This window comes from Lysinibacillus sp. 38-6, assembly GCF_046245175.1.
GTDB lineage: Bacteria > Bacillota > Bacilli > Bacillales_A > Planococcaceae > Lysinibacillus.
In genome coordinates this window covers 1,007,394-1,030,323 of record NZ_CP176417.1, presented here as the reverse complement: position 1 = coordinate 1,030,323, position 22,930 = coordinate 1,007,394, and the positions used below count along the sequence as shown (strand labels likewise).

Below are 22,930 nucleotides of genomic sequence, written 5' to 3'. Positions count from 1 at the left end.
ATTCATATTCATAAGTAAATTACATTAATATTATCTTTTTCAATAAGTATTTCTTATGACAGGTAATATTTTTTGTTTATTTTACATGAATGAGCGAATTTGTGACGAAAATGACATATTTCAGCCTAATTTATTGTGAACTTTTCGTAAAAAAATATTCATAGATAGTTTTGAACAATAGTAAAATTGGTTGTTTACTATAAAAATACAAGGAATAAATCCTTTATGCACCAAATTATTACATGAAAATTACAATAAAGTGTTTTGGTTGCGCTTTCTTTTGTTACAAGTGCTAGTTATATTGTTTAGCACTCGATGGACTTTCTATGTTTAATAGTATTCTTTTATTAAAGATGAATGGACATTCACTTTGTGTTTCCATTATTATAGAATATAACTACTGCTTTTTGTAGACAAATAAGGTATTTTAGAGAAAATATAGCTTTCTTTCAAATTTGAAGGGGGATTATTTTACATGGAGCGAACTCAAAAAATAGCACCAAACTTTTTTTGCATTGATACACATGATTTAAATCGCAAGGAGCGTACAAGCGCATATTTATTAATTGATGAAAAAATTGCGTTAATCGAAACATCTGCCAGTCCTTCTGTTCCATATATAATAGAAGGTTTAAATGAATTACAAATCTCCTTAGAAGATATTGATTATGTTATCGTCACTCATATTCATTTAGATCATGCTGGTGGCGTAGGCCTGTTCTTACAAAGTTGCCCAAACGCAAAATTAGTCGTCCACCCACGTGGTGTGGCGCATATGGTAGATCCAAGTCGGTTGATTGCTAGTGCCAAGTCTGTCTATGGAAACGAATTCGAGCGCCTCTTTGATCCAATTTTACCTGTTGCACCAGAACGTATTATGGAAGCGAGACATGAGGATATTTTGTCATTAGGTCATCATCAATTAACATTTTATCATACGGAAGGTCACGCAAAACATCATATATCGATGCATTATTCAGCAACGAACGGCTTATTTGTGGGTGATACTACGGGCGTCTGTTACCCTGAAATGGCGGAGGAAGCAATAGACCTTATTATCCCTTCCACTTCCCCAAATCAGTATGATCCTGAAACAATGGAACAATCGATACAGTTATATGAGACATTAAATGTTCGAGAATTGTATTTTGGTCATTACGGTGCTTATTCAAATCCAGCAGAAGCCTATCGTCAAGTTCGCTACTGGACGCCTTTGTTTTTAGCTGAAGGTGAAAAGGCACTAGCCGCATCCGATATTTTATCAGAACAAGTGAAACTGCTGGATGCAGGATTACAAGCACTATTACATCAATACCTTCAAAACAATGGTATAGCAGAAAACCATCCAGTCTATCAAACAATACCTTTTGATACAGCAGTATCAGCAATGGGGATCCTTGATTATTTACAAAAGAAAATTAATGTTTAATACAATGAAAAAGAATCTGCTTGTTTCTCTTTTGAAAAAGCTCGCAGATTCTTTTTCATTCTTCAGGATTGAGATGCTCAAGCACAGCTAGAAAATTCTGTTCTTCCCCTAGTGCTCGAAAATTTCTAAATGGATTTCCTACGTCTTTCATTCGCTCTAGAACAGCATGTATTGAAAACTGTTCCGGTCGAAGCTTATCATTGACTTCATCCCAATATAGTGGTGTTGCAACTAAGCCCATTGGATTTCCCCGTGTAGAAAACGGTGCAATGATTGTTTTGCCTTCCGCATGTTGCACATAATCTAAATACAATCTATTTTGTCGATTTTTCTTTAGACGCTCAATTGTATATAATGCTGGCTTTTGTTCACATAAAAAACGACAAACAAACGCTGTAAATTGCCGCACTTGCGCATAGGAAAACGTATTATATGGTAATGGAATATAGACTTGTAAGCCTTTGCCGCCTGACGTTTTAACGAATGATTGCAACTTAAAGTAGTCAAATATTTCTTTTAAATGAAGTGCTCCACTTACCGCCAGTGAAAATGCCTCGACAGACGGCGGATCTAAGTCAAAGACAATCTCTGTTGGTTTGTCCGTAGCAATGGTTTGAAAAGGAATGTGGAATTCTAAGGCTAGCTGGTTCCCGAGCCATAATAATGTTTCGACATTATTGCATAGTATAGTCGGCTGATCACTGATCCTTATCGTTGTAACAAAATCAGGGACATGCTCCGGACTACTTTTTTGATAGAAACTCTCGCCAGGTACGCCGTGAGGAAAACGAATTAGCGTAACAGGCCGATTGTGTAAAAAAGGCAAAAGGAACGGTGCAATATTTTGTAAATAGTACAAATAGTCATCTTTGGTTATATCGATTTCTGGCCAAACCGGCTTGCTTGGATGTGTTACTTGTACTTGTTCGGGAATCGGCATCAGCTGCCGTTGCATTTGTTGCCAATTGCATGCCTGTGGATCTATCTCCAATCGAAATGCACGAAACCTTGGCTCTCTTAATTTTTTGCCATCAAAATCGATACATGCTACATCCACACAAATGGACGGTTCTAATTGCCATGTCTCATTTTGTTTGCGACCATTTGCTTGAAAAAACGCAATGAGTGTATTCATTTCATCCTTTTTCATGCCATGTTTAAAGACGACTACTTCTGTTAATAGTCCTTGTCGGTAAACACAACCATGAAAAAACCCATTTCCTTTATCATATTTAGTGACAATTACTGTGACAAAGCGCCAGTTTTTTATTTTTATCCATTGTGTAGTCCGAATGTTTTCTTGCCATTTACTATTCTTCTTTTTGGCAATAAGCCCTTCCCCATTATTGCTAATGATGAATTGCCATAATGTTTGATTATTTTCAAAAACATCGATGGCTTGCAAACGTCGATTATCTTCATAATGAATAGTAGTTGGTAGCTGCAAAGACGTAAAAAGAGACGCTAAGTGCTGCTTGCGTGTCTTTAAATAACGATTCGTTTGGCTTTCTCCTTTTAACTGCAATAAATCAAAGACAATAAAATGGCATGGAAACGATGTTGCATGTGCAGCAATCGCTTCTTTATTTTGCATTCTGCCTCTTTGTTGTACTTTTGAAAACTCACTTTTATAGTCATTCGTTAAATAAACGAGTTCCCCATCAAGCGTTAAAGGTAAGTATGCTTTTATTTCCACATAAAGCTTTTGACAATACGTCATTATTTCCGGAAATAAATGATTAAGAACATTGCCATTTCTACTTATTAAAATAGGTTCCGCTTCAACCCATTGCAAAATACAGCGAAATCCATCGTACTTTGTTTCGTACAGCCAATCTTCACCTAACGGCACTTCAGTTGCTTCAGTTAATAACATCGGTTTGATAATGCACACCTACTTTCTTTTGGACGTACAGTTTTAACGATTTGTATTTAGCATACATAAAAACCATCAAAATATAACATAGTAAGAAAAACGAGGTGACAACATGCATACAGTTTGGAAAGGCAGTATATCATTTGGTCTTGTCAACATACCTGTTAAACTACATGCTGCTACTGAAAATAAAGACATTAAATTACGGCAACTTCATAAAGAATGCCATACACCGATTAGCTATAAAAAAGTATGTGAAGGCTGCAACCAAGAAGTAACGGATGAAAACATTGTAAAAGCATATGAGTATGCAAAAAATAAGTTTGTCGTGCTGGATGAAGAAGAATTAGAAAACTTACGGAAAGAAAATGAAGATAAAGCGGTTGAAATAATCGATTTTGTGAAGCTAGGCGAAATTGATCCGATTTATTTTGAACGCACTTATTTCTTATCACCTGATACAACCGGTAGCAAAGCATATGCACTCTTACGACAAACATTAGAGGAATCCGGTAAAATTGGTGTTGCTAAAATTATTATTCGTTCGAAAGAACAGCTTGCCATCGTGCGTGTCTATCAAAATGCACTTGTAATGGAAACCATTCATTTTCCCGATGAAGTTCGCAGTGTGCAAGACGTGCCAAATATTCCAAGCGAGCCAACGATTGTTCAAAAAGAATTGGACGCTGCCCTGATGCTTGTTGACCAGTTAACCACTGTGTTTGAACCAGAAAAATATACCGATGAATATCGCAATGCTCTAATGGAATTGATCGAGGAAAAGAAAACAACAAATACAGTGTCTGCAAGCGATAAACGTCCTCTTCCTGATAACGTTACCGATTTAATGTCCGCACTCCAAGCTTCATTAGATAAAACAAAGAAGCCTGCCCCACGTAAAAGAGCAACGAAAACGAAAAAAAACGCATAGAGTTGCTTAAACAAGAAAGACATCGACAAATCTACTGTCGATGTCTTTTATTTGTATCGAGATATATTTTTAACAAAAGAAACATTTGTTCCCATTTTGTGTTATACTCAAATTAAAATTAGGAGGTGCATGCAGTAATGACCGACATTCATATTGAAGAACGCATGAATCATTTTCGTGTTCAAGGATTAAGTCTATTGTTTATTGAACAAGGGCACATCAGTAAAATGGAACATCACGGAACCCTTGAAGCTGGAACTAAACGGAAAGTAAATGCTCATTCTCTTTTTCATGCCTGTTCCATAAGCAAATTTTTAACTAGCTTGCTCGTAATGTCCCTAGTTGAACAAGACTATTTAAATTTAGATGAGGATGTCAATAAAAAATTAATATCATGGAAAGTACCTGATAGTCGATTTACGAAGCACACTAAAGTGACATTACGGAACTTACTTTGTCATCAATCAGGAATTGTGGATCCGGCTCATAGCTTCCCACCACTAAATGCTCGTGATGCGTATCCTACAATGAAGGACCTGTTAAATGGTAAAACTCCTTATTGCAAAAGGGCCATTGAAGTGAGCAATGAACCATGGCATGCGTTTCATTACTCAGATGCTGGCTATTGTATTATTCAACTATTAATTGAGGACGTTATGCAACAGCCCTTTGAAAATAGTATGGAACAATTTATTTTTAAACCGTTACATATGGAAAATAGCACTTTTTCTACGTCTATGATAAATTCACATGAAAAAACATATGCTTGTGGCCATCATCAAAATGGCCAATTAGTTGCAGAGAACTATCCTACCTATCCTTATCCTGCTGCTTGTGGCTTATGGACTACCCCTACTGACTTAGCTCAATTTTTACTAGAATTCATAGCTGCTATTAAGGGGGCAAGTCAAATCGGTATTTCGGCCATGCTCGCTAAAGCGGTACTAGAACCACAAGGAGGCAAGGAATGGACCGGTCTAGGTGTATTTCTTGAAGGCGCACAACAGGAAGTTGAAATTTCCTCACTTGGTTGGGGTGTAGGATTTCAATGCATGCTTGTCGCCTATCCATATTTAGAAAAAGGTTTTATCGTCATGACGAATACAGATGTAGGTGTTCATCAAATGCAAGGTATCATTGGTGAACTATATCGTTCGTTTATGAATTCTACATGAAAGAGCATGTTAGCCCATTGCTCTTTCATTTTCTTTTATTAGTCAAGTTGCAATTCTTCTAGATTCACTGTTAGTTTATTGCGTAGAACATATAAAACACTTATGCCAATGATGAAAGTAAGGACATCCCCAATAAAAATCGACCAAATGATACCATGGAATCCAGCGATACTACTCATAATAAATAAAACGGGTATCATAATGAGACCTTGTGTCAAGGACATAATCATCGCTGCTTTACCTTGACCAGTCGCTTGGAAAATGCCAATGATAAGGAATGTAAAACCAGTGACGAATAAAGAAAGGAAAATGACTTTTATTACATAGCTTCCTAGTTCAATTAACTGTGCATCTGTCGTAAATATACCGACTAAATGATCGCCTGTTAAAAATACAAGAATGGCGAAGATCGCTGCGATAATCGCTACCGTTAAAGTCGTAAATGTTATCGTCGATTTCATGCGTTGTTTATTTGCAGTAAAGTTGTATGCAATAAGCGGTACTACACCTTCACAAAGCCCCATAATAATTAACTCCGGAAATTGTAAAATACGTTGTGATATGCCATATGATGCCACTGCCGCATCTCCATAACTAGCTGCAAAGTTGTTAAAGACCAATGCTGTTAATCCCATTAAAGCACTCATTAGCGCAATTGGAATTCCAATTTTTAATACTTCAAAAACGACTGATTTTTTAATCTTAAAATATTTTATTGAAAAAGTTAAATACTCACTTTTTCGGACAATATGCCAACTATAATAAAGAACAGCACCAATATTGCCAATAAGTGTCGCTATAGCAACGCCTGGAACACCCCAATGGCAAGCGAAAATAAAAATAGGATCGAGTATTAAATTAATGCCTACACTAATAAACATGCCGACCATCGATACGATGGCAGAACCTTCAGCACGTACAAGTTGCTCTAGTGAGAAGTTTAAAATAATAAAAGGTGCACCAATTAACATGACTAAAATATATTGCTTCGTGTAGTCGAACGCAGCTGCACTAGCTCCGAGCCCTGACGTAATATTATTCGTTGCGAATAGGCCGACTAGCATCGCTAAAATGCCCAATGCAATGGAGGCGTAAAAGGAAAAAGATGATACTTCTTTTATTTGTTGAAGCTTTTTTTCTCCAAGTAGGCGTGAAATAAATGTACCAGCCCCTACACCGATTAGGTTGCCAAGCGCCATTAATACTGCAAGGACCGGTAAAGTAAGTGTAATGGCTGTCATCATAACAGAATCATGTAGTAAGCCGATAAAATAGGCATTTAATATTGTATAAATGACACTGACGGACATGCCGAGCATCATCGGTAACGAGAAATGCGCCACAGCTTTTGCAATTGGTGCTTTCTCAAAATAATAAGTGTTTTCCATAAAATAATTCTCCTTTAGTAATTTGTTAGATATCTAACTAAATAAGCAGAAGAACTGACTTAATCAGCCTTCTTAATCCAAATTTTTTATAATACGATTTAATAATGCTACTAGTTGTTCTTTTTCCTCTATGGAAAAGCCCTTTGTCATTTCGTCATCTAGCTCCTCAAAAAACAATTGAAAGTCTTTAACGAGCGCTATGCCCTTAGGAAGCGGTCGAATTATTTTACGACGTTCATCCGTTAAATCGACTTTTCGTTCAACCAACCCTTTTTTCTCAAGATTCGTTACGATACTTGAAATAGACGAGCCTCTTCGTTGAAAGACGTTCTCCATATGTTTTTGCGTAATGCCCTCTTCCATATGTGACACTAAGTAATCTAGCGCATGGCCTTGTTCAATCGTAATATCGTACGATTCGAGCTTTTTGTCACCCCGCTGCTTCATTTGGTGACCAATCATACGAATTTGAAACTGATAATTGACTTCATTCATCGTATCACCCTTTTCAATTTGATTTCGCTATTAGTTAGATTTCTAACTAATAATAAAACAGCAACTTTTAGAAGTCAATTGTTTTAATTAGAAATCTAATGAATTATAATAAGGGTACCTGGCACTAAAACGATTATGAATTTTCTGAATAGTTTGGGTGCCTGGCACTCTGAAAGGATGAACAACTTGATTACAAAAGCTAATATAATTGAACAACCGTATTCCGGACAATATGAAGAGAAAGTTTATGATGTTCCACATCAGGGTAGTTCCCTACACTGGACTTGGATAAAGTTTGAAGATGATAATTATCATGAGTGGTGCGGGCAATTTAGGGGGGCACAACGAGCTGTTGCTTTATCGAGTAAATACAATTTGATTTTACTTGCTACATCTGATTATTTATTTCAAATAGATTGTATTCGTAACAAAGTAACTGCATTCGAGTCCAGCGATGATACACAAAAACAATATCAAGATTTAACCGTAACCCCCTTAGGTGATTTCATATTAGCCGATTATTTTCATATAGAAAAAATCAGCGATTCTATACACAAGAGAGAATTAATTAACAGTCCAATGGCAATGGATATGATTACATTCAATCGCTGGACAGAAAATAAATTACTTATAAGTTGTCAAGAACTAGGCGTTGTAGACAGTAAGATAGAGTTAGAATTCGATGCAACGTCTGACGAACTAACCATTGTCTCTAGAAAATACAATTACTAACATAATCTGATATTCAGGTATACAGCCTATTATTGGATAACCCATCACTTTATGTTAACATTTACAAAAAGATAATAGAGGTGTTCATTATGGTGACTATTGAAGACTTTACAGCACTTGATATTCGAATCGGTACCGTTATTCAAGCGGAAGAACTACCGAAAGCGAGAGTTCCAGCAATTAAAATGCACATTGATTTTGGTGAAACGTTAGGAATGAAGCAATCTTCCGCTCAAATTACAAAGCGCTATACACCACAAGAAATCATAGGCAAACAAGTAGTAGCGATTGTTAATTTCCCTCCTCGTCGAGTAGCAGGTTTTAAATCAGAGGTTCTGGTGATTGGCGGCGTACCAATAGAAGGCGATGTTATTTTATTAACACCAGATCAACCAGTAGCTAATGGCACTAAAATTAGTTAAGTATCCCATTAAAATGCAACATGAACTAGTCTATATGAAGAAAAATTTTAACTTTTAATCTATTGCACGGACAACTGGCTATTTCCTAATAGCTTCTTCAGCATATTAATAGTAGTGTAAAGCTACTCACATAGCCTTATAAAAACTCTCCTGTTTTAGGGTCACTTCGATTAGGAAGTGACTCTTTTTCTATTTCATACACCCATACAGAGCAAAAATTACGCTAGTCCTTTTCTTAGTCAATTTCAATTATGAGCGGATGTATGTTAGACTTAAAAATTAGTGCATATAGCCACCGACATATTTGGTTGTCTATTTTTTGTTGGATACCGTAAGATAGTGAGCGATTACGAATAGAAAAGGATGATAATTAATTGCGTAACGAACAACAGAACAAGAAATATATTTACACATATGTACACCATGTAGACGAATTCGATTTATGTAGAATGGAGATGCGTGCATTTTTCAACCTCGATTCAGAAGCAAACTTTATTATCAGTCATGTTGATGTGGAGCCTAGTCGCAGTCCTTTTATAGAAGACCGACTTGAAGTGCTATATGAAGAAAATAGTCTCGACAACATCAAGAAATTACTAAAACATTTCATAGTAGATGCAAAAACTTATAAAGTTGTTTGTTTAAATACATTTGATATTGGCAACACGAAGAAAATTGCGCAGCCTGAACGCCGCGTGATCGAGCGTGAACTAGGATTACTTATTGAGGGTGAACCGGATCTTGACCATCCTGAAGTGGTCTTTGGACTGCTTTTATTAGATGGTAGATGGTACTTTGGGGTACATAGCAAAAGTGAATCGATTTGGCGTAAACATTTACACAAACCATATAGCTATTCAACAGCGCTTAGCACGAGAGTTGCTCGCGCAGTAGCAAACATTGCCGTTCCACAGCCCCAAAATATTCGTGCAATTGATCCATGCTGTGGTATCGGAACGGTCATCATTGAAGCGCTTTCGATGGGCATGACGATTGAGGGGCGAGATTTAAATCACTTTGTTTGCCAAGGTTCACGGGAAAACATTGCTTATTTTGGATTACAAGGCAATATCACATTAGGCCCTATTTCAGAAGTAACGGAACACTATGATGTAGCCATCATTGATTTACCTTATAATTTATTTACACATTCAACACGCGAAGATCAATTTGATATTGTCAAACATGCTCGCCGAATTGCCGATAAAGTAGTGATTGTGACCATTGAAACAATCGATGACTTAATAACAGATGCAGGATTGGTTATAGTCGACCGATGCATCGCTAAAAAACAAAGGTTTTTACGTCAAATTTTATTGTGTAACTAAATAATGTACTACCATTCGAGCTGATTATTTGCTTCACTTGCATCAGCTCGAATATCTTTACCCTACCCTTTATAAATAAACGATACAGCCTCTTCCCTCTAATTCCTCTAACCACGTTGGTCTTTGTAGTTCATGATTCCATCGAAGATCTAGACGCTCTAATCCTTCGATTTCCAATAGAGATTTCGGCAATTCTGTAAGAAGATTACTGCGCAAATCAATTTCTAATAAATTTTTTAATTGTCCAATCTCTTCTGGCAATGTTGTGAGTTGATTATGTCTTACATTTAATCGTCTTAATTTTAGACATTGCTGTATGGATGGCGGGATCACTTGTAATTGATTTTCTTCCAAATCCAACACCCTTAGTAAGGTTAATTCACCTATATTTGCTGGAAGCGCAGCAAGTTGATTATTTTTTAAATGCAATTCTTGTAAATTACGTAAACGACCAATCGATGTCGGCAATGCTGTTAATTGATTATTCATGATCCGAAGCTCTACTAGTTTCGTTAATTGCCCAAGCTCATTTGGCAACTGTCTTAATTGATTATCACTAAGATTTAAATATTTCACTTTGACTAGTTTGGCGATTTCAGATGGGATGGATTGGAGCTTATTGTTATGAAGATATAAATAATCCTCCATATTATGAAGCTGACCAATTTCAGGTGGGATTACATCTAAGTTATTATGTCCTGCGTCTAGCATAACCAGCTCTGTTAAATTCCCTATCGCAGCTGGCATATGACTAATTTTATTAACTGATATATTTAATGTTTTTAAGTTTTTCATGTCGTAAATTGCAGCAGGAATTGTTGTGAATTCATTATCAAATAAGCTTAAATGTGTAACTGCTTCTAGTGGTACATCTATATTTGGTAACGCTTCTAAATTCATATGGTGGAAGTTTAGTTTCATTCGTTTTTCTCCTCATTTGTTTCATAGTCATTCATTAAAAATTAAATGTAAATAATCGCCGTGGCCTCGAATGAGTTCCACCTCATCTTTTGATGAAATCCAAAAATAATGGAACATTAGTCCAGCTTCATCCCCTCCACCTGTTGGGGCATAATTCCATTCATCTGGTGTTTCGCATACGTGTATTTTGTAAAAAAATCGATTATGTATAATACCATCATCATTTTCCCAAAAGTCTTCTGCAAGTAGCTTTTCGACTTTGAAATCTTTCAATCCGGTTTCTTCTTGCATTTCCCTTATAACGGCATCTTCAGTGCTTTCTTTCGGCATTACAGTTCCTTTAGGAATCTGTATGCCCGCTTCCAAAACGGAATGACGAAAAACTAACACTTGTATTATACCTTCATTAACACGGCATATATAGCCATAAGCTTTTTTTATGGGCAACATAAGTAACCTCCCTTAGTTGCTTCTTAATGCTTCATTTATCGCCCAGCTTTGATGTTCATGGAATAATTTTTCTTGTGCTACATTCGGTTCTACCCATTTTAGAAAATGGCCTTCTTCTAGAGGAGCGGCGACTTGCTTCCCTTTCGTGCATAAGTAAAAATAGCCATCCCCAAGATAATATTTAAATTCATTTGTAGAATAAAAATATCTTCTAGCACGTCCAATATAATGGCCGACTGTTATAGCCATTCCCATTTCTTCAAGTGCCTCTCGTTTCAAACATTGCTCATGTGTCTCATTATTTTCTAACCCGCCTCCTGGAAGAAAATACTTACCATCGCTTGTTTGAATAAGGGCTATTTTGTCTTGCTGATGATTGAACATGATACAATAGACAGCAGGTCTCCATATGTAATCTATTCCTTCTTCTTTTTTGCCAAATGTTTTAATATCCATAATTATCCTCTCCTTTGCTCTTTTTCACATGAGAACATTAAAAAAAGCGGAATTCTCATTCTACGTTGAAATTCACTGTCACTGCTAAAATTTTCGATTTTCGGCATACCTTCTCTCATATCCCTTATTGTAAATCCTGCATGCTTTAAAAGCTGAAAATACTCTTCAACTGTTCGATGATATTTTACAATATGTTTATCTATCCAAGGTTCTACTCTTTTACCACTATGAAAATAATCATCGACAATCCAATTTGTCTTAGAGGCTGAGGTTACTGCACTTTTACATGATGAAGTTAAAATAGGATGCTGCACACTAAAGATGAATTGTCCGTTCGATACTAAAGCGTTATAAATGGCTGAAAAAATGCCTTGTAAGTCTGCTAAATAATGGAGTGCTAATCGTGAAACAACGAAATCATATGTTTCTGTTGGGAAATGCCATTCTTCCATTGCAGAAAAGTACATATGTCCGGTTGTTGTTGCAAGGTTTTTACTAGCTGCTCTCACCATATTTTCTGATCCCTCAACACCATCATAGTGGATACATCCTTTTTGCAGAAGCTCCACACCAAACTGAGCATCACCACAGCCTAAATCTAACACCCTTTTCCCATTTATATCACGCATTAGTTCTAATATTATCGGTTTTTCAATGCTATTGTTCGGACTTTCTAGTCGATTTCTTCTCGTTAAGTAATCCTTGAAAAACGTTGCATCGTCGTAAGCTGATGCACCACTGTATTCCATGCGATTCACTCCTTGTAGATTTTCTCTAAAATCATCATACCTTATAATAGGTAAATATTGTTTATATAACCAAAAATAAAAAGACCACAAATTAGTCCTCACTAATATGTGCTCCACTATTTTAAATCACATTATGGAAATCGATGGTGCCCTTCAATAATTACCCCATTATATCTGGTGGAAGAAACTTATTTTCTATTAAAATCATCTCTAAATATCTTTTTATCATAGGTAAAGATACTGAACTTAATGTGCTTTATATTTACTGTCTCCCATGACTTGATTCCAAATATTTTTATCGATTAGGTTATCGACTAAAGCAAGAATGTCATTTACCTGTTCTTTCGTAAATGGTTTACATGACCTTAGAACATTTTCCCGGTTTTCAGCAAAAAAAGAAGGCGATTTTGATACATAATCCCAATTCCGATAAAAATAAGATTCAGTAATTAATTACTGCAACATAATAGACCCCGTTGCACTAAAAAATTTTTGCATTGTTTTAGATTAAATTTAAGTGAAGTTTTTATACAAATCACAAAAGGCATCAAGAAATTGCTCTTGATGCCTTACATTTTATCTCTTTGCCAGAGTTAACCGATTGAAGCAATTCACTCTATCGAAATATTTTATGTTCATAGAGAAAATCATAAGAAAGGTCGACGAATAAATATTCGTGTTCATTGATGGCAATTGAAAACGTTCGCGTAATTTCTCCTGTCTCGATATCTCGATACAGTTCTGATATTTCTCCATTTTGATCATTGCGCATTTTAATAATGGTTTGCAGGAAATACGGTCGCCAGCTCCAATTTTTATTAATGGCACTTGGTTGTAATTCCCACTTTCCTTCTAAACGCATAACGTTGGGCGTTAGTTGGAAACCGTCCTCATTGCAAATGTAAAGTCGGAACGAGTAATGATCTAATAGCTCCGCTAAATGCTCTAATTGCGAAATATTATCGCTAGAGGGTTTAATACGATGAACAATCGCCTCTAGCTCCTCTCTTAATTTCTTTAGCTCGAAATATTGCGCCTCAAGCATTTTCTTTTCAGAAGTAATGAATTGCTGGCATTCTTCTTTAAAACGTTCCTTTAATAGATCTTTCGCCACAAATGTCTTTGCCGCATTAGCTAAATAGGAACCTTGATAGAATCGTCCACCATTTTTCCAAGCAAACTGCAATTGATAGACAGTGCCAATCCCTTCAAACAATAGGTTAGCACCGATTTTATAGGCCAAACTTCCAATAGCTGAAATCATGTCAGACTGTGCAGACCATGAATCATAATTCAAATCACGAATATTGACCTTTAAAATTTGGGGTGATAATAATGCAATGTGCTCTAAATGACTTTCAGCTCCTACTTCCTGTACCGCAATTTTCACACCGAACGTTGTAAAATAACGTAGTGCGTGGTGCAATTTATTAATATCGCCTAAAAAACGATGCTCTGAAACCACTAATACGATGCGTTGTAAATCATCTTCGCTTATATATTGTTGAATAATATTAAAGTGACTTTCACCGAAATCTTGCATTAACAAATTGGGATTGCTTGGAATATAAATATCTATGTCAGGTGCTACTGCATCTATTTTGGATAAAGCGGCGTGCAAAATTTTATGTTCCATATCAATGCGATATTCTTCTGGTATATCTTCATTATTAACGAAATCTTTTAAGTTAATTTGTTGGCCTTCTATTTGTAACTGTCCGGAAATTTCGTAGGCAATCACCGTATGCGCATCCGCGCTAAATATCGGTTGAAAATACCCATGTATTTGATCTAAATTTGTTAACACTTCAATTGCGTCCATTGTCGAAACCTCCATACTTGAATAACCTACTGTTATTCAAAAATAACATTAACAACTACAGTTCATTTCACGAAAAAACTCTCTGACTGTATAATAGTTTGTTTATTGGATTTTCGCAACTTCACTTGCCTTAAATTTTTGTAGAATGGACACGCCAATTACATGGTCACTAATTCTTTTTGCTGTTGTTTTGGTGCAACTAGCTCTGGTTGACGCACCCAGCTCAATCCGAGCGTACCTTCCCCTGCATGAACGCCAACACAAGCACTTAATGGCATCACATGGAACGTAATCAGCGGGTACGATCTTTCTAAAATTGTTTTCCAATTTAGTGCGCCTTCTTCATTATTACAGTGAATAACCGCGACCTCTGGAATGATGTGCGACTCCAAATCGTTGATTAGAAGGTTTTCTACATATGCTTTTGCTTTTGCTATCGCACGTACTTTTTCCTTCATCACAACCTTACCATTATCAAAAGAAATAACGACTTTTATATTTAATAAGTTGCTTAAAAATGCTTGTGTCCCTGAAACGCGACCACTTTTATGCAATTGTGATAAACTTGCCGGGATAAAGGATAACTCACTATGATCTGCAAGCTCATTAATCTTTTCAACGATTTGAGCTGGTTCAACCCCATCTTGTTCTAATCGTTGACCAAGTTCAATCATTTTCATCATCGGGTACGAACCAATTTTTGAATCGACTGGATAAACTTCAAATTGAGCCTGCTCCGCTGCCGTGAAAGCGCTTAAATAAGTGCCCGACAAATGTTGCGAAGTATGAATAGCAATAGCACAGGCATAGCCCTGTTGCTTTAATGATTTATATAACGCGACCACTTCACCAATGACTGGCTGTGATGTTTTTGGATGTGTTTTCGTCGTACGAAGTTTGTCATAAAATTCATCATGTGTCATATCAACAGTTTCTCGTAATACCTCTTCTTCAAATACAATATTAAGTGGTAAAACGTGAATTTGATTGTCCTGTATAAATTTCTCATCTAACAATGCTGCTGTATCTGTAACCCATGCTATTTTCTTGTTCATGAATTGCTGTGCTCCTCGTCTATTGTAAAATATTATGTTCTTTATAGCTTATGCAACTATACATAGACAGAACCGTGATGAATAGTGACATTTATCATAATCATCTAAATTATTTCCATCGTTCGACATTATTCCGACAATATTCACAATAAAAAAAAGTATCCTCAAACCATGGCGTAAGGACACGTTGAGGATACTGCACTACATTATTCATTCATAAAGAAATACCAAACCACTGCTAGGACCATTAACGATAAAAGAACGGCAATTGTTACACGTAAAGGAGAAATCGGTGCATTTCCTCCTACACGACCGGTTTGACCGTTGACCATAAAGCGATAAATTTTTTCTTTATATCTAAAAGAAGAAAGCCAAATTGGTAACATTAAATACTTGTATGTAATGTCATTATGGGTTGTTGAAAAACGAACATTGGATACAACATCAGCAAATGTTTCCCTACGAATTTTTAAAGTAATTTCCCCTTCAAGATGGTCGTGTATTTCTCGCTTTGCTTGGTTCCAACCATCCTGTAACCCAATACTATAACGTTCCGATAAAAAGCCCGCTACATATTCTGGCTTATAGGATTTATTATTCAATAAATTAAAAGGTTCGATTTTGCGCATCATTTGTCGATTATAGCGTGTCGTTGCACTAATTAAATGGTCATCAATAAACTCCTGGTAAAAACCACTTGTAGAATACCAATCTGTTACAGTCTTTTGATTGCCATCTTTATCTGTTACTGTTCGGTGTTTACCATAGCTTGCCGAGTAGCGGGAGCTAGTTTTTGTATCAAACGTCCAATACGGTAGGTACACACCTTTAAAAGAATCTGGCTTGGCACTAATTTTAGCCGCTTTTGGCGTAAACCATCTACCTTTAATCCACTTTTGAAAATTTTCCCCAGCCTGTTTGTCTGTTATTTCAAAAGCACAAACGCCATTTGGAGCAAGGGTATTGTCCGCACTCGCTTCCATTACTTGATTGGAGCCACAATACGGGCAGCTATCCGCTACTTGCAAGGCATCGTAAATTGTTTCTGCTGCACACGCTTTACAAATTACCGTTTTTTTCTCGACGCCCCAGTTAAAGTTTCCGCGTTCTTCTGCTTGTGCAAAATCCATTTCCTGCGCTACTTGTTCGTGCTCCATTTCCGGTGTAGCAATCGCTGTTTCAAAGCCACAATATGGACAAGTTAGTTTGCCTGTTGCAGGATTAAATTCAATTGATGCACTGCATGATGGACATTCAGCATCAAAATCTAATTTTGCCTCTTTGACGTTATCCGCTTCTTGCGTCGTCATCATCAGTCATCTCCTTACTTTAGATCCTTGTCATCAAAAATATCGCCACATTCTGGGCAGAATTTTGGTGGATTTGCAGGGTTCTCTGGTTGCCAACCACATTTATCACAAGCATATTGCAATGCTTCCACAGGTTTTTTCGCCCCACATTCACTACAGAATTTACCTTTATTCATTGTGCCACATGCACATGTCCAGCCTTCATCTACCGGCTTGGCTGTGCCACAGTTCGAGCAAAATTTACTCGTATTGTCTTGACCACATGTACATGTCCAAGCATTTGATGGGCTAGCTTGTGTTTGCGTCGATGCTTGTGCCTGTTTATTCTGCTCGCTCATTTGGAATAGTTGGCTTGCATTGACACCACCTGCTTGTGTTGCCATATTCATACCCATAAAGCCCGCCATGGCCCCGCCATCATTGCGTGCAGCAGCAGTCATCGCCTCAGCTTGGGCTCCCGTTAAATGTGCAGCCGCCATCCCAGGATCACGCATAACTGCATTGCGCTGTAGCTGTTTAATCATCGCTTCATCTTCTTCAGATGCTTTCAATGAACTAATCCCAAATGAAACCACTGCTAAACCGCGTGTTGCCAACCATTTTTCAGAAAGCACTTTGTTAAGGGCATCTGCTAATGCCACAGTATGGGCAGGTATTTCACTATAACGCACACCACTTGCCGAAATATGAGCAAAAGCTGGTTGTAACGCGGTCATGAGCTCTGTTTTTAATTGACTATCGATGGCATCACGCGTGTATTCGCTCTCTACATTGCCACAGACATTCGTATAGAATAATAATGGGTCTACAATTTTATAAGAATATTCGCCATGACAACGAATGGCAATATCAATATCTAAGCCAATATTGCGGTCAATAACTCGGAAAGGAATCGGTGCAGGTGTACCATACTTATTACCGACTATTTCTTTTTTATTGAAATAATACACACGCTGATCTTTACCAGGCTCTCCTCCAAACGTAAAACGCTTGCCGATTTGCTTAAACGTTTCCGTAATGTTTGATGACAGATCATCGCCATACATAATCGTTGGTTCGGTAGACGTATCATAGACATATTCACCAGACTCTGAAGAAAACTCCACCACTTTTCCCTGCTCGACTATCATCATACATTGCCCTTCATTGATAGCAATGATGGAGCCATTACTAATAATGTTGTCATGTCCTTTATTGGAGCCACGTTTCGAAGTGCGTTTAACACCTTTCGCAACAAGCACATCCGCTGATAAGGACTCGCAGTAAAAATACTCACGCCATTGATCTTCTAATACACCTGCTAATGCACCAATACCTGCTTTTAATAAACCCATTTTATTTCCCACCTTCAAATATATACTTACATATTATTTTAGCACTAAAAAACATGTATTCTCTATTGTATTACGCAGGAATAGACAATTTGTTTCAAAAATTTCGCTACGGCGTTTGCTTACTATAATTATTTATCCTCATTAATTGCAATAAAAAATGACCAAATAGAATCTGGTCATAACTGTAAATTAATTATTTATTTCTTAAAAATAACTTCGCCTGTACCCGCTATTTTATTGAGTATTGGATTTTTATTACCCAGTCCTATTTCAATAAAATTATTAGTAAGTACATCTTTCACCAACGCAACATGGTATTCTTCGTAGCCTTCATCATCCAGTTCTAATCCGTTGTCCGTGTCATAAAATGTATCAATTTCACATAAACTGCTCTGATTATTATCCCAAGTTATTTCGATTTTAAGCTTTGCAGTACTATACTCCAGCAATTTTAAAACGACACTGTCCATCATCATTTTATTTAGCTCCCTTGGACAAAAGGTTGCCCGCTATTTCCCTAGCGAAAAACCTTCAAAATATTTCCCACCGTATGGCTCAAGGACTTTGTTCACTAATTTTACAATGTGTTCTTTAGCCCCTGTTTTATAAAAAATATCAAAAGCCTCAATAAATTGATGTGCGAACGTTTCATCATACTGCATTAAAGAACGAACAAGCCATTTTGAATGACCAATCCATTGACGGTTCGTTCTTAACACAAATTCACTTACTAATTCAGCAATGGCATTCGCTATAAATATTTCTTCTGCTCTATTTGAACACCCAATCAAATCATCCAGAGCATCGGAGATAAAATATTGCTTTGTTTGAATTGTTTGCTCTGACCACAATTCGGGTCCGTTATCTAAAAGTTGCTTAGCTTCTTCTTTAATAGCATCGAGTATTCCGTAATCTTTTAAAACAATACCTTCTGAAACCATTCTTGGCATGGATGGCCTAGCTCTATGACAATCTTGCTCAAAATACTGCCTATATGATGTCAAATTATGTACAAATACTTCTAGTGGCCAACCAAATTCGTGTAAAGACTCTCGATATGAAGTCTTCTGATTTGTATCGAAAACGACAATATCTAAATCAGATGTTGCGGTAGCTTCTCCTCGAACGACACTGCCAGCTAATAACGCTCCCTCGCAATGAGGGAAATATTTCGCAATAAACAGTTGTGCTGCCTCCATTGCATTCACTTCTCTTATAGGTTTCATCGTACCACCCCTTATTCACTATCATATTACATTTTATTAACTAATCAAGTTTTGTAATTAATAACAAAACATTTAAATCATGTATAATAAGGAAGGAGTACTATTTAGTTAAACTTGAAGGATAACATAAATAGAAAGGAGCCATTTTACATGGAACAGCAAGAAATTTTAACGATTTCCAATTTAACAAAAAGTTATGGCAGCAAGGATATTTTAAAAGGAATCGACCTACATGTTTCAAGAGGTGAGATTATTGGTTACATCGGTCCAAATGGTGCGGGTAAAAGTACGACAGTAAAGATCATTATTGGTCTCGAAGGCGAATACGGTGGCGAAATAAAGCTATTTGGAGAGAATATTAAGCAAAATCATATTGATTATAAACGAAAAATTGGTTACGTTCCGGAAATAGCGGATGTGTATGATAATTTAACTGGTTATGAGTATTTGACCTTTATCGGCCAGCTTTACGGTCTACATTTAGATGTTGCGGCAGCTAAATCGAAATCGTTAATGGAATTGTTTGGTGTTGGAGAAGCGTATCATGCAAGAATATCCTCTTATTCAAAAGGCATGAGGCAAAAGCTATTAATTATCGCTAGCCTTATACATAATCCTGATTTACTGTTTCTAGATGAACCGATTAATGGCTTAGATGCCAATAGTGTCATGATCTTCAAAGAGATTTTGACGCAATTAGCCGCACAAGGGAAAACAATCTTTTATTCCTCCCACATCATGGATGTTGTCGAAAAAATTAGTAGTCGCATCATTTTATTGAACGATGGAAAAATTGCTGCTGATGGCACATTTGCCGAATTACAAGCAGCGAATACGGTTGGCACTTTAGAGGGGATTTTTAATCAACTGACAGGGTTTCATAATCATAAGGAAATTGGCGAACAATTCGTCACAGTTGTCCAGGAGGTGTAAAGATGAAAGATTTCAAAATCCTGCAACTGCTTGATAAATTGCAATTTATTTTTCGAAACATTGGCATCGATTATCCGATTATGAGACAAATCCTCCATATTAAATTAACGATGGATGAACGAAAAGTACCAACCATCTTTAACCAAAATAAAAAAGATCAAAAAAATAGTTACTTTAAATCGTTATGGATTTATGCCCTCTATGGTCTTGTGCTGATTTTCTTTATGGGCTTCGGTCATAATTATCAATTCCAGATGAGCATTGCTTATGGCATGATTATCTTTATTATTATGACAACACTTATCTCTGACTTTTCATCTGTCCTACTAGATGTCCGTGATCGCAGTATCCTTTCAACAAAACCGATTACTGCTAAAACGATTAATGCCGCTAAAATTTTGCATATACTTATTTACTTAACTTATTTAACAGTAGCTTTAACGGCAATTCCGCTTATAGTCAGCCTGTTTACACAAGGTATCGTGTTCTTTCTATTAACAGTACTTGTGTTAATCCTTATCAATATTTTCATTGTCGTTCTAACATCTATTTTATATATTGTCATTTTAAGATTTTTTGATGGAGAAAAGTTAAAGGACATCATCAATTATGTGCAAATTGGTTTATCATTAGTATTGATGATTGGCTATCAAGTGTTGATTCGCTCCTTTGAATTTGTCAATTTTGACATTATCGTATCATTTAAGTGGTGGAGTATCTTCATAGTACCAATGTGGTTTGCGGCTCCGTATGAGCTCATCCTGAATAGCAATACCTCATTATTTACGATCATATGCACTGTCTGCGCTGTCATCGTACCGCTGATTGCGATAGTGCTGTATGTAAAATTGATTCCAACTTTTGAACGTAATTTACAAAAATTATTAAGCACAAGCAAAGCAAAACGAGAAAAGAGAAGTCGCCTGAAAGATTTTTTATTAACGCTTCTTTGTCGAACGAGTGAGGAGCGAACATTTTACCGATTTGCGTCCTTAATGATGAAACAAGAACGCGACTTTAAATTGAAAGTCTATCCTGCGTTAGGCTTCTCGTTCATCATCCCATTTATTTTTATATTTAATTCCATTCGGGACGAAAACGTAGATTTCTCTACTAGTCTTAGTTATTTAACTATTTATTTTAGTATGCTTATCATCCCATCAGCTGTTGTGATGTTAGGACATTCAGCTAAATATAAAGCCGCTTGGATTTATAAAGTATTCCCGATTCAGGACTATACCTACTTACAAAAAGGTAGTTTAAAAGCTTTTTTACTAAAATTATATACTCCGCTGTATATCGTCCTTAGCATTAGCTTTTGCTTTATTTACGGACAAAGAATCATTCTGGATTTATTGACGGTTCTAATAGCCAGCTGCTTATATACAGTCATTTGTTATATTAGCTTCGGCAACAAAATGCCTTTTTCGAAGCCTTTTGACGAAGTTGGTGATAGTCATACGTGGAAGACTTTACTATTGCTGATTCCTTTAGCGATACTAGTGGGACTGCATTATTTCTTTGCAACCCGTATCGCTTATGGCATCGTTCTTTACTTGGTCATCCTAGTCATTATGAATTTTATTGCGTGGAGTATTCTATTTAGACGCGTTAAATAATAAAGAATGCCATTCGTAAAAATCCACTTTGCTTTACGGGACACAGCAGTCGCAAAAAGCATGGTGGATTTTTACAAATCATAACTCATAACGATTAATTCCCCTTTTATCCCCATTACTCTTCCACCGTTATCACGATAGCCACACTTCTTGTATAGTCCTTGCGCGGCCAAATTCTTTACATTGACAGCCAAGACAATTTCATTTACGTCAGTATAATTTCTTCTCACAAAATCAGGTAATAGCATTAAAGCTTTTTTCGCATATCCCTTGCCTTGATATCGATTATCTGTAGAAAAAGCTCTTATTAAAATCGCATTTTTATTATTAGAATAAGGTTTAATCCCTTCATGTCGATGTAAAACAAAAAATACAACAAGCTTCTCTTCATCAATCGCTAAAATGGAATGGCGGTCACGATCCTCTTTAGAAAGTTCAAGACATTCCTTTGGTGTGCCTGTAAATTCAAGTTGTTCGTCTGTCAATTGATACTGTTCAATGAAATCAGTAAAACTGTCATTGTATATGTATAGTTGCATCACTATTCCCCTTCCAAGAACATTTGTTCTTATTATACCAATAGTCGAAGTAATATTCAATATTTTAGTACTTTATCCAATTTTAGTAGGACGCAACAAAACGGCAGCACCCGTTTTGGTACTGCCTTAGTTTATATAATCGTTTCACAAAGCATCGCGGAAAACGCGACTTTCGTAGTTAGCTTTGTATTATTTTGTTTCAAGAGCAATTTCTTTATATTTCGCATCCCAGGCCGGGTCAATTTTACTTAAAGAAACAGGACGTAACGTTTCTTTGTGCGCTAGAATATGTACAGATTGTGCTGTCGCAGCAATCGTGCCATCTTCATGTAATATTTCATAACCATATGTTGTACGCAGACGATCATGCTTTTTAACCCAAGTACGTACAGTTGCTACTTGTCCATAGTGCATAGCGGCCTTATAAGAAATAGAAAGATCCATAACAGGCGATACATATCCTTCTTTTTCTAACGCTGCATACTCAAACCCTACATCGCTCACTAGCTGCGTGCGCCCAATCTCCATCCAAATGATGTAGTTTGCGTGGTAGACGACGCCCATCTGGTCCGTCTCCGCATATCGAATCTCAATCTGTTTTTCACTTACAAACATTTTCTTCACCTCGTCCTACATTATAGCGTAAAAATGCTGATTTGGCGGGGTTTAGGGTCTGGGGATGAAAAATAAATTAAAAATCTAATTTTACAAATAAAAGAAATTAACCCATAATATTTTAT

At 36.6% G+C, this 22,930-nt stretch carries 23 protein-coding genes; 8 read left to right on the top strand and 15 right to left on the bottom strand.

The annotated features are described in order from the left end of the window. Positions 1-475 precede the first annotated feature (475 nt). Entirely contained in the window at positions 476-1,429 is a 954-nt protein-coding gene (locus ACKVEV_RS05390; protein WP_409369385.1) for an MBL fold metallo-hydrolase, read from the top strand. A 55-nt stretch (positions 1,430-1,484) separates the two neighbouring features. Here the strand turns inward: ACKVEV_RS05390 and ACKVEV_RS05385 are convergent, their stop codons facing one another. Beyond that, positions 1,485-3,314, bottom strand: coding sequence for a DNA ligase D (locus ACKVEV_RS05385; protein WP_409370506.1), 1,830 nt, complete (start codon positions 3,312-3,314; stop codon positions 1,485-1,487). Between the two features lie 103 nt (positions 3,315-3,417). Here ACKVEV_RS05385 and ACKVEV_RS05380 point away from each other — a divergent pair, with 103 nt between their 5' ends. Both ACKVEV_RS05380 and ACKVEV_RS05375 read left to right on the top strand, forming a co-directional pair. Then, the gene (locus ACKVEV_RS05380; RefSeq protein WP_409369384.1) at positions 3,418-4,236 is read left to right on the top strand and encodes a Ku protein; all 819 of its coding nucleotides are present in this window, start codon (positions 3,418-3,420) and stop codon (positions 4,234-4,236) included. A 137-nt stretch (positions 4,237-4,373) separates the two neighbouring features. Beyond that, a complete protein-coding gene (locus ACKVEV_RS05375; protein ID WP_409369383.1) occupies positions 4,374-5,411 on the top strand; it encodes a serine hydrolase domain-containing protein in 1,038 nt (345 codons plus the stop codon). A 38-nt stretch (positions 5,412-5,449) separates the two neighbouring features. On the opposite strand, the gene ACKVEV_RS05370 is transcribed toward ACKVEV_RS05375, so the two are convergent. Both ACKVEV_RS05370 and ACKVEV_RS05365 read right to left on the bottom strand, forming a co-directional pair. Beyond that, entirely contained in the window at positions 5,450-6,799 is a 1,350-nt protein-coding gene (locus ACKVEV_RS05370; protein ID WP_409369382.1) for an MATE family efflux transporter, read from the bottom strand. A 72-nt stretch (positions 6,800-6,871) separates the two neighbouring features. Next, complete coding sequence (locus ACKVEV_RS05365; RefSeq protein WP_409369381.1) at positions 6,872-7,294, bottom strand: MarR family winged helix-turn-helix transcriptional regulator; 423 nt, start codon at positions 7,292-7,294, stop codon at positions 6,872-6,874. Between the two features lie 186 nt (positions 7,295-7,480). Between ACKVEV_RS05365 and ACKVEV_RS05360 the strand changes: the two genes are divergently transcribed. The 3 genes from ACKVEV_RS05360 to ACKVEV_RS05350 all read left to right on the top strand — a co-directional run bounded on the left by ACKVEV_RS05360 (position 7,481) and on the right by ACKVEV_RS05350 (position 9,776). Next, positions 7,481-8,026: a hypothetical protein gene (locus tag ACKVEV_RS05360; RefSeq protein WP_409369380.1), complete on the top strand. Its 546-nt coding sequence runs from the start codon at positions 7,481-7,483 to the stop codon at positions 8,024-8,026. A gap of 89 nt (positions 8,027-8,115) precedes the next feature. Then, positions 8,116-8,448 carry a chaperone CsaA gene (csaA, locus tag ACKVEV_RS05355; RefSeq protein ID WP_409369379.1) on the top strand — a complete coding sequence of 111 codons (333 nt, stop codon included), beginning with the start codon at positions 8,116-8,118 and terminating at the stop codon, positions 8,446-8,448. A gap of 374 nt (positions 8,449-8,822) precedes the next feature. Beyond that, complete coding sequence (locus ACKVEV_RS05350) at positions 8,823-9,776, top strand: TRM11 family SAM-dependent methyltransferase (protein ID WP_409369378.1); 954 nt, start codon at positions 8,823-8,825, stop codon at positions 9,774-9,776. A gap of 69 nt (positions 9,777-9,845) precedes the next feature. Here the strand turns inward: ACKVEV_RS05350 and ACKVEV_RS05345 are convergent, their stop codons facing one another. The 10 genes from ACKVEV_RS05345 to ACKVEV_RS05300 form a co-directional block, all read right to left on the bottom strand. Continuing rightward, the gene (locus ACKVEV_RS05345) at positions 9,846-10,697 is read right to left on the bottom strand and encodes a leucine-rich repeat domain-containing protein (RefSeq protein ID WP_409369377.1); all 852 of its coding nucleotides are present in this window, start codon (positions 10,695-10,697) and stop codon (positions 9,846-9,848) included. 27 nt (positions 10,698-10,724) lie between these two features. Then, a complete protein-coding gene (locus ACKVEV_RS05340; protein WP_409369376.1) occupies positions 10,725-11,147 on the bottom strand; it encodes an NUDIX hydrolase in 423 nt (140 codons plus the stop codon). A 12-nt stretch (positions 11,148-11,159) separates the two neighbouring features. Then, positions 11,160-11,603: an NUDIX hydrolase gene (locus ACKVEV_RS05335; protein WP_409369375.1), complete on the bottom strand. Its 444-nt coding sequence runs from the start codon at positions 11,601-11,603 to the stop codon at positions 11,160-11,162. 2 nt (positions 11,604-11,605) lie between these two features. After that, positions 11,606-12,352, bottom strand: a complete 747-nt coding sequence (locus tag ACKVEV_RS05330) for a class I SAM-dependent DNA methyltransferase (protein WP_409369374.1) — start codon at positions 12,350-12,352, stop codon at positions 11,606-11,608. A gap of 616 nt (positions 12,353-12,968) precedes the next feature. Beyond that, positions 12,969-14,174 carry an EAL-associated domain-containing protein gene (locus ACKVEV_RS05325; RefSeq protein ID WP_409369373.1) on the bottom strand — a complete coding sequence of 402 codons (1,206 nt, stop codon included), beginning with the start codon at positions 14,172-14,174 and terminating at the stop codon, positions 12,969-12,971. 158 nt (positions 14,175-14,332) lie between these two features. Next, positions 14,333-15,229 carry a DegV family protein gene (locus ACKVEV_RS05320; protein ID WP_409369372.1) on the bottom strand — a complete coding sequence of 299 codons (897 nt, stop codon included), beginning with the start codon at positions 15,227-15,229 and terminating at the stop codon, positions 14,333-14,335. Between the two features lie 206 nt (positions 15,230-15,435). Beyond that, positions 15,436-16,539 carry a hypothetical protein gene (locus ACKVEV_RS05315; protein ID WP_409370505.1) on the bottom strand — a complete coding sequence of 368 codons (1,104 nt, stop codon included), beginning with the start codon at positions 16,537-16,539 and terminating at the stop codon, positions 15,436-15,438. 14 nt (positions 16,540-16,553) lie between these two features. Continuing rightward, the gene (locus ACKVEV_RS05310) at positions 16,554-17,873 is read right to left on the bottom strand and encodes an SPFH domain-containing protein (RefSeq protein ID WP_409369371.1); all 1,320 of its coding nucleotides are present in this window, start codon (positions 17,871-17,873) and stop codon (positions 16,554-16,556) included. Between the two features lie 197 nt (positions 17,874-18,070). Continuing rightward, positions 18,071-18,349: a hypothetical protein gene (locus tag ACKVEV_RS05305; protein WP_409369370.1), complete on the bottom strand. Its 279-nt coding sequence runs from the start codon at positions 18,347-18,349 to the stop codon at positions 18,071-18,073. 33 nt (positions 18,350-18,382) lie between these two features. After that, complete coding sequence (locus tag ACKVEV_RS05300; RefSeq protein ID WP_409369369.1) at positions 18,383-19,099, bottom strand: nucleotidyltransferase domain-containing protein; 717 nt, start codon at positions 19,097-19,099, stop codon at positions 18,383-18,385. Between the two features lie 150 nt (positions 19,100-19,249). On the opposite strand from ACKVEV_RS05300, the gene ACKVEV_RS05295 reads away from it, so the two are divergent. Next, positions 19,250-20,032 carry an ABC transporter ATP-binding protein gene (locus tag ACKVEV_RS05295; RefSeq protein ID WP_409369368.1) on the top strand — a complete coding sequence of 261 codons (783 nt, stop codon included), beginning with the start codon at positions 19,250-19,252 and terminating at the stop codon, positions 20,030-20,032. Between the two features lie 2 nt (positions 20,033-20,034). Continuing rightward, positions 20,035-21,651 (top strand): hypothetical protein, encoded by a 1,617-nt coding sequence (locus tag ACKVEV_RS05290; RefSeq protein WP_409369367.1) that lies wholly within the window; start codon positions 20,035-20,037, stop codon positions 21,649-21,651. A gap of 71 nt (positions 21,652-21,722) precedes the next feature. On the opposite strand, the gene ACKVEV_RS05285 is transcribed toward ACKVEV_RS05290, so the two are convergent. Both ACKVEV_RS05285 and ACKVEV_RS05280 read right to left on the bottom strand, forming a co-directional pair. Next, entirely contained in the window at positions 21,723-22,190 is a 468-nt protein-coding gene (locus tag ACKVEV_RS05285; protein ID WP_409369366.1) for a GNAT family N-acetyltransferase, read from the bottom strand. Positions 22,191-22,379: 189 nt separating this feature from the next. Beyond that, entirely contained in the window at positions 22,380-22,805 is a 426-nt protein-coding gene (locus tag ACKVEV_RS05280; RefSeq protein WP_409369365.1) for an acyl-CoA thioesterase, read from the bottom strand. Positions 22,806-22,930: the final 125 nt, after the last annotated feature.

Coding starts and splice junctions, on each gene's coding strand:
- ACKVEV_RS05390 (WP_409369385.1), top strand. CDS start 476: ATGGAGCGAACTCAAAAAATAGCACCAAACTTTTTTTGCATTGATACA.
- ACKVEV_RS05380 (WP_409369384.1), top strand. CDS start 3,418: ATGCATACAGTTTGGAAAGGCAGTATATCATTTGGTCTTGTCAACATA.
- ACKVEV_RS05375 (WP_409369383.1), top strand. CDS start 4,374: ATGACCGACATTCATATTGAAGAACGCATGAATCATTTTCGTGTTCAA.
- ACKVEV_RS05370 (WP_409369382.1), bottom strand. CDS start 6,799: ATGGAAAACACTTATTATTTTGAGAAAGCACCAATTGCAAAAGCTGTG.
- ACKVEV_RS05365 (WP_409369381.1), bottom strand. CDS start 7,294: ATGAATGAAGTCAATTATCAGTTTCAAATTCGTATGATTGGTCACCAA.
- csaA (WP_409369379.1), top strand. CDS start 8,116: ATGGTGACTATTGAAGACTTTACAGCACTTGATATTCGAATCGGTACC.
- ACKVEV_RS05345 (WP_409369377.1), bottom strand. CDS start 10,697: ATGAAACTAAACTTCCACCATATGAATTTAGAAGCGTTACCAAATATA.
- ACKVEV_RS05340 (WP_409369376.1), bottom strand. CDS start 11,147: ATGTTGCCCATAAAAAAAGCTTATGGCTATATATGCCGTGTTAATGAA.
- ACKVEV_RS05335 (WP_409369375.1), bottom strand. CDS start 11,603: ATGGATATTAAAACATTTGGCAAAAAAGAAGAAGGAATAGATTACATA.
- ACKVEV_RS05330 (WP_409369374.1), bottom strand. CDS start 12,352: ATGGAATACAGTGGTGCATCAGCTTACGACGATGCAACGTTTTTCAAG.
- ACKVEV_RS05325 (WP_409369373.1), bottom strand. CDS start 14,174: ATGGACGCAATTGAAGTGTTAACAAATTTAGATCAAATACATGGGTAT.
- ACKVEV_RS05320 (WP_409369372.1), bottom strand. CDS start 15,229: ATGAACAAGAAAATAGCATGGGTTACAGATACAGCAGCATTGTTAGAT.
- ACKVEV_RS05315 (WP_409370505.1), bottom strand. CDS start 16,539: ATGACGACGCAAGAAGCGGATAACGTCAAAGAGGCAAAATTAGATTTT.
- ACKVEV_RS05310 (WP_409369371.1), bottom strand. CDS start 17,873: ATGGGTTTATTAAAAGCAGGTATTGGTGCATTAGCAGGTGTATTAGAA.
- ACKVEV_RS05305 (WP_409369370.1), bottom strand. CDS start 18,349: ATGATGATGGACAGTGTCGTTTTAAAATTGCTGGAGTATAGTACTGCA.
- ACKVEV_RS05300 (WP_409369369.1), bottom strand. CDS start 19,099: ATGAAACCTATAAGAGAAGTGAATGCAATGGAGGCAGCACAACTGTTT.
- ACKVEV_RS05295 (WP_409369368.1), top strand. CDS start 19,250: ATGGAACAGCAAGAAATTTTAACGATTTCCAATTTAACAAAAAGTTAT.
- ACKVEV_RS05290 (WP_409369367.1), top strand. CDS start 20,035: ATGAAAGATTTCAAAATCCTGCAACTGCTTGATAAATTGCAATTTATT.
- ACKVEV_RS05285 (WP_409369366.1), bottom strand. CDS start 22,190: ATGCAACTATACATATACAATGACAGTTTTACTGATTTCATTGAACAG.
- ACKVEV_RS05280 (WP_409369365.1), bottom strand. CDS start 22,805: ATGTTTGTAAGTGAAAAACAGATTGAGATTCGATATGCGGAGACGGAC.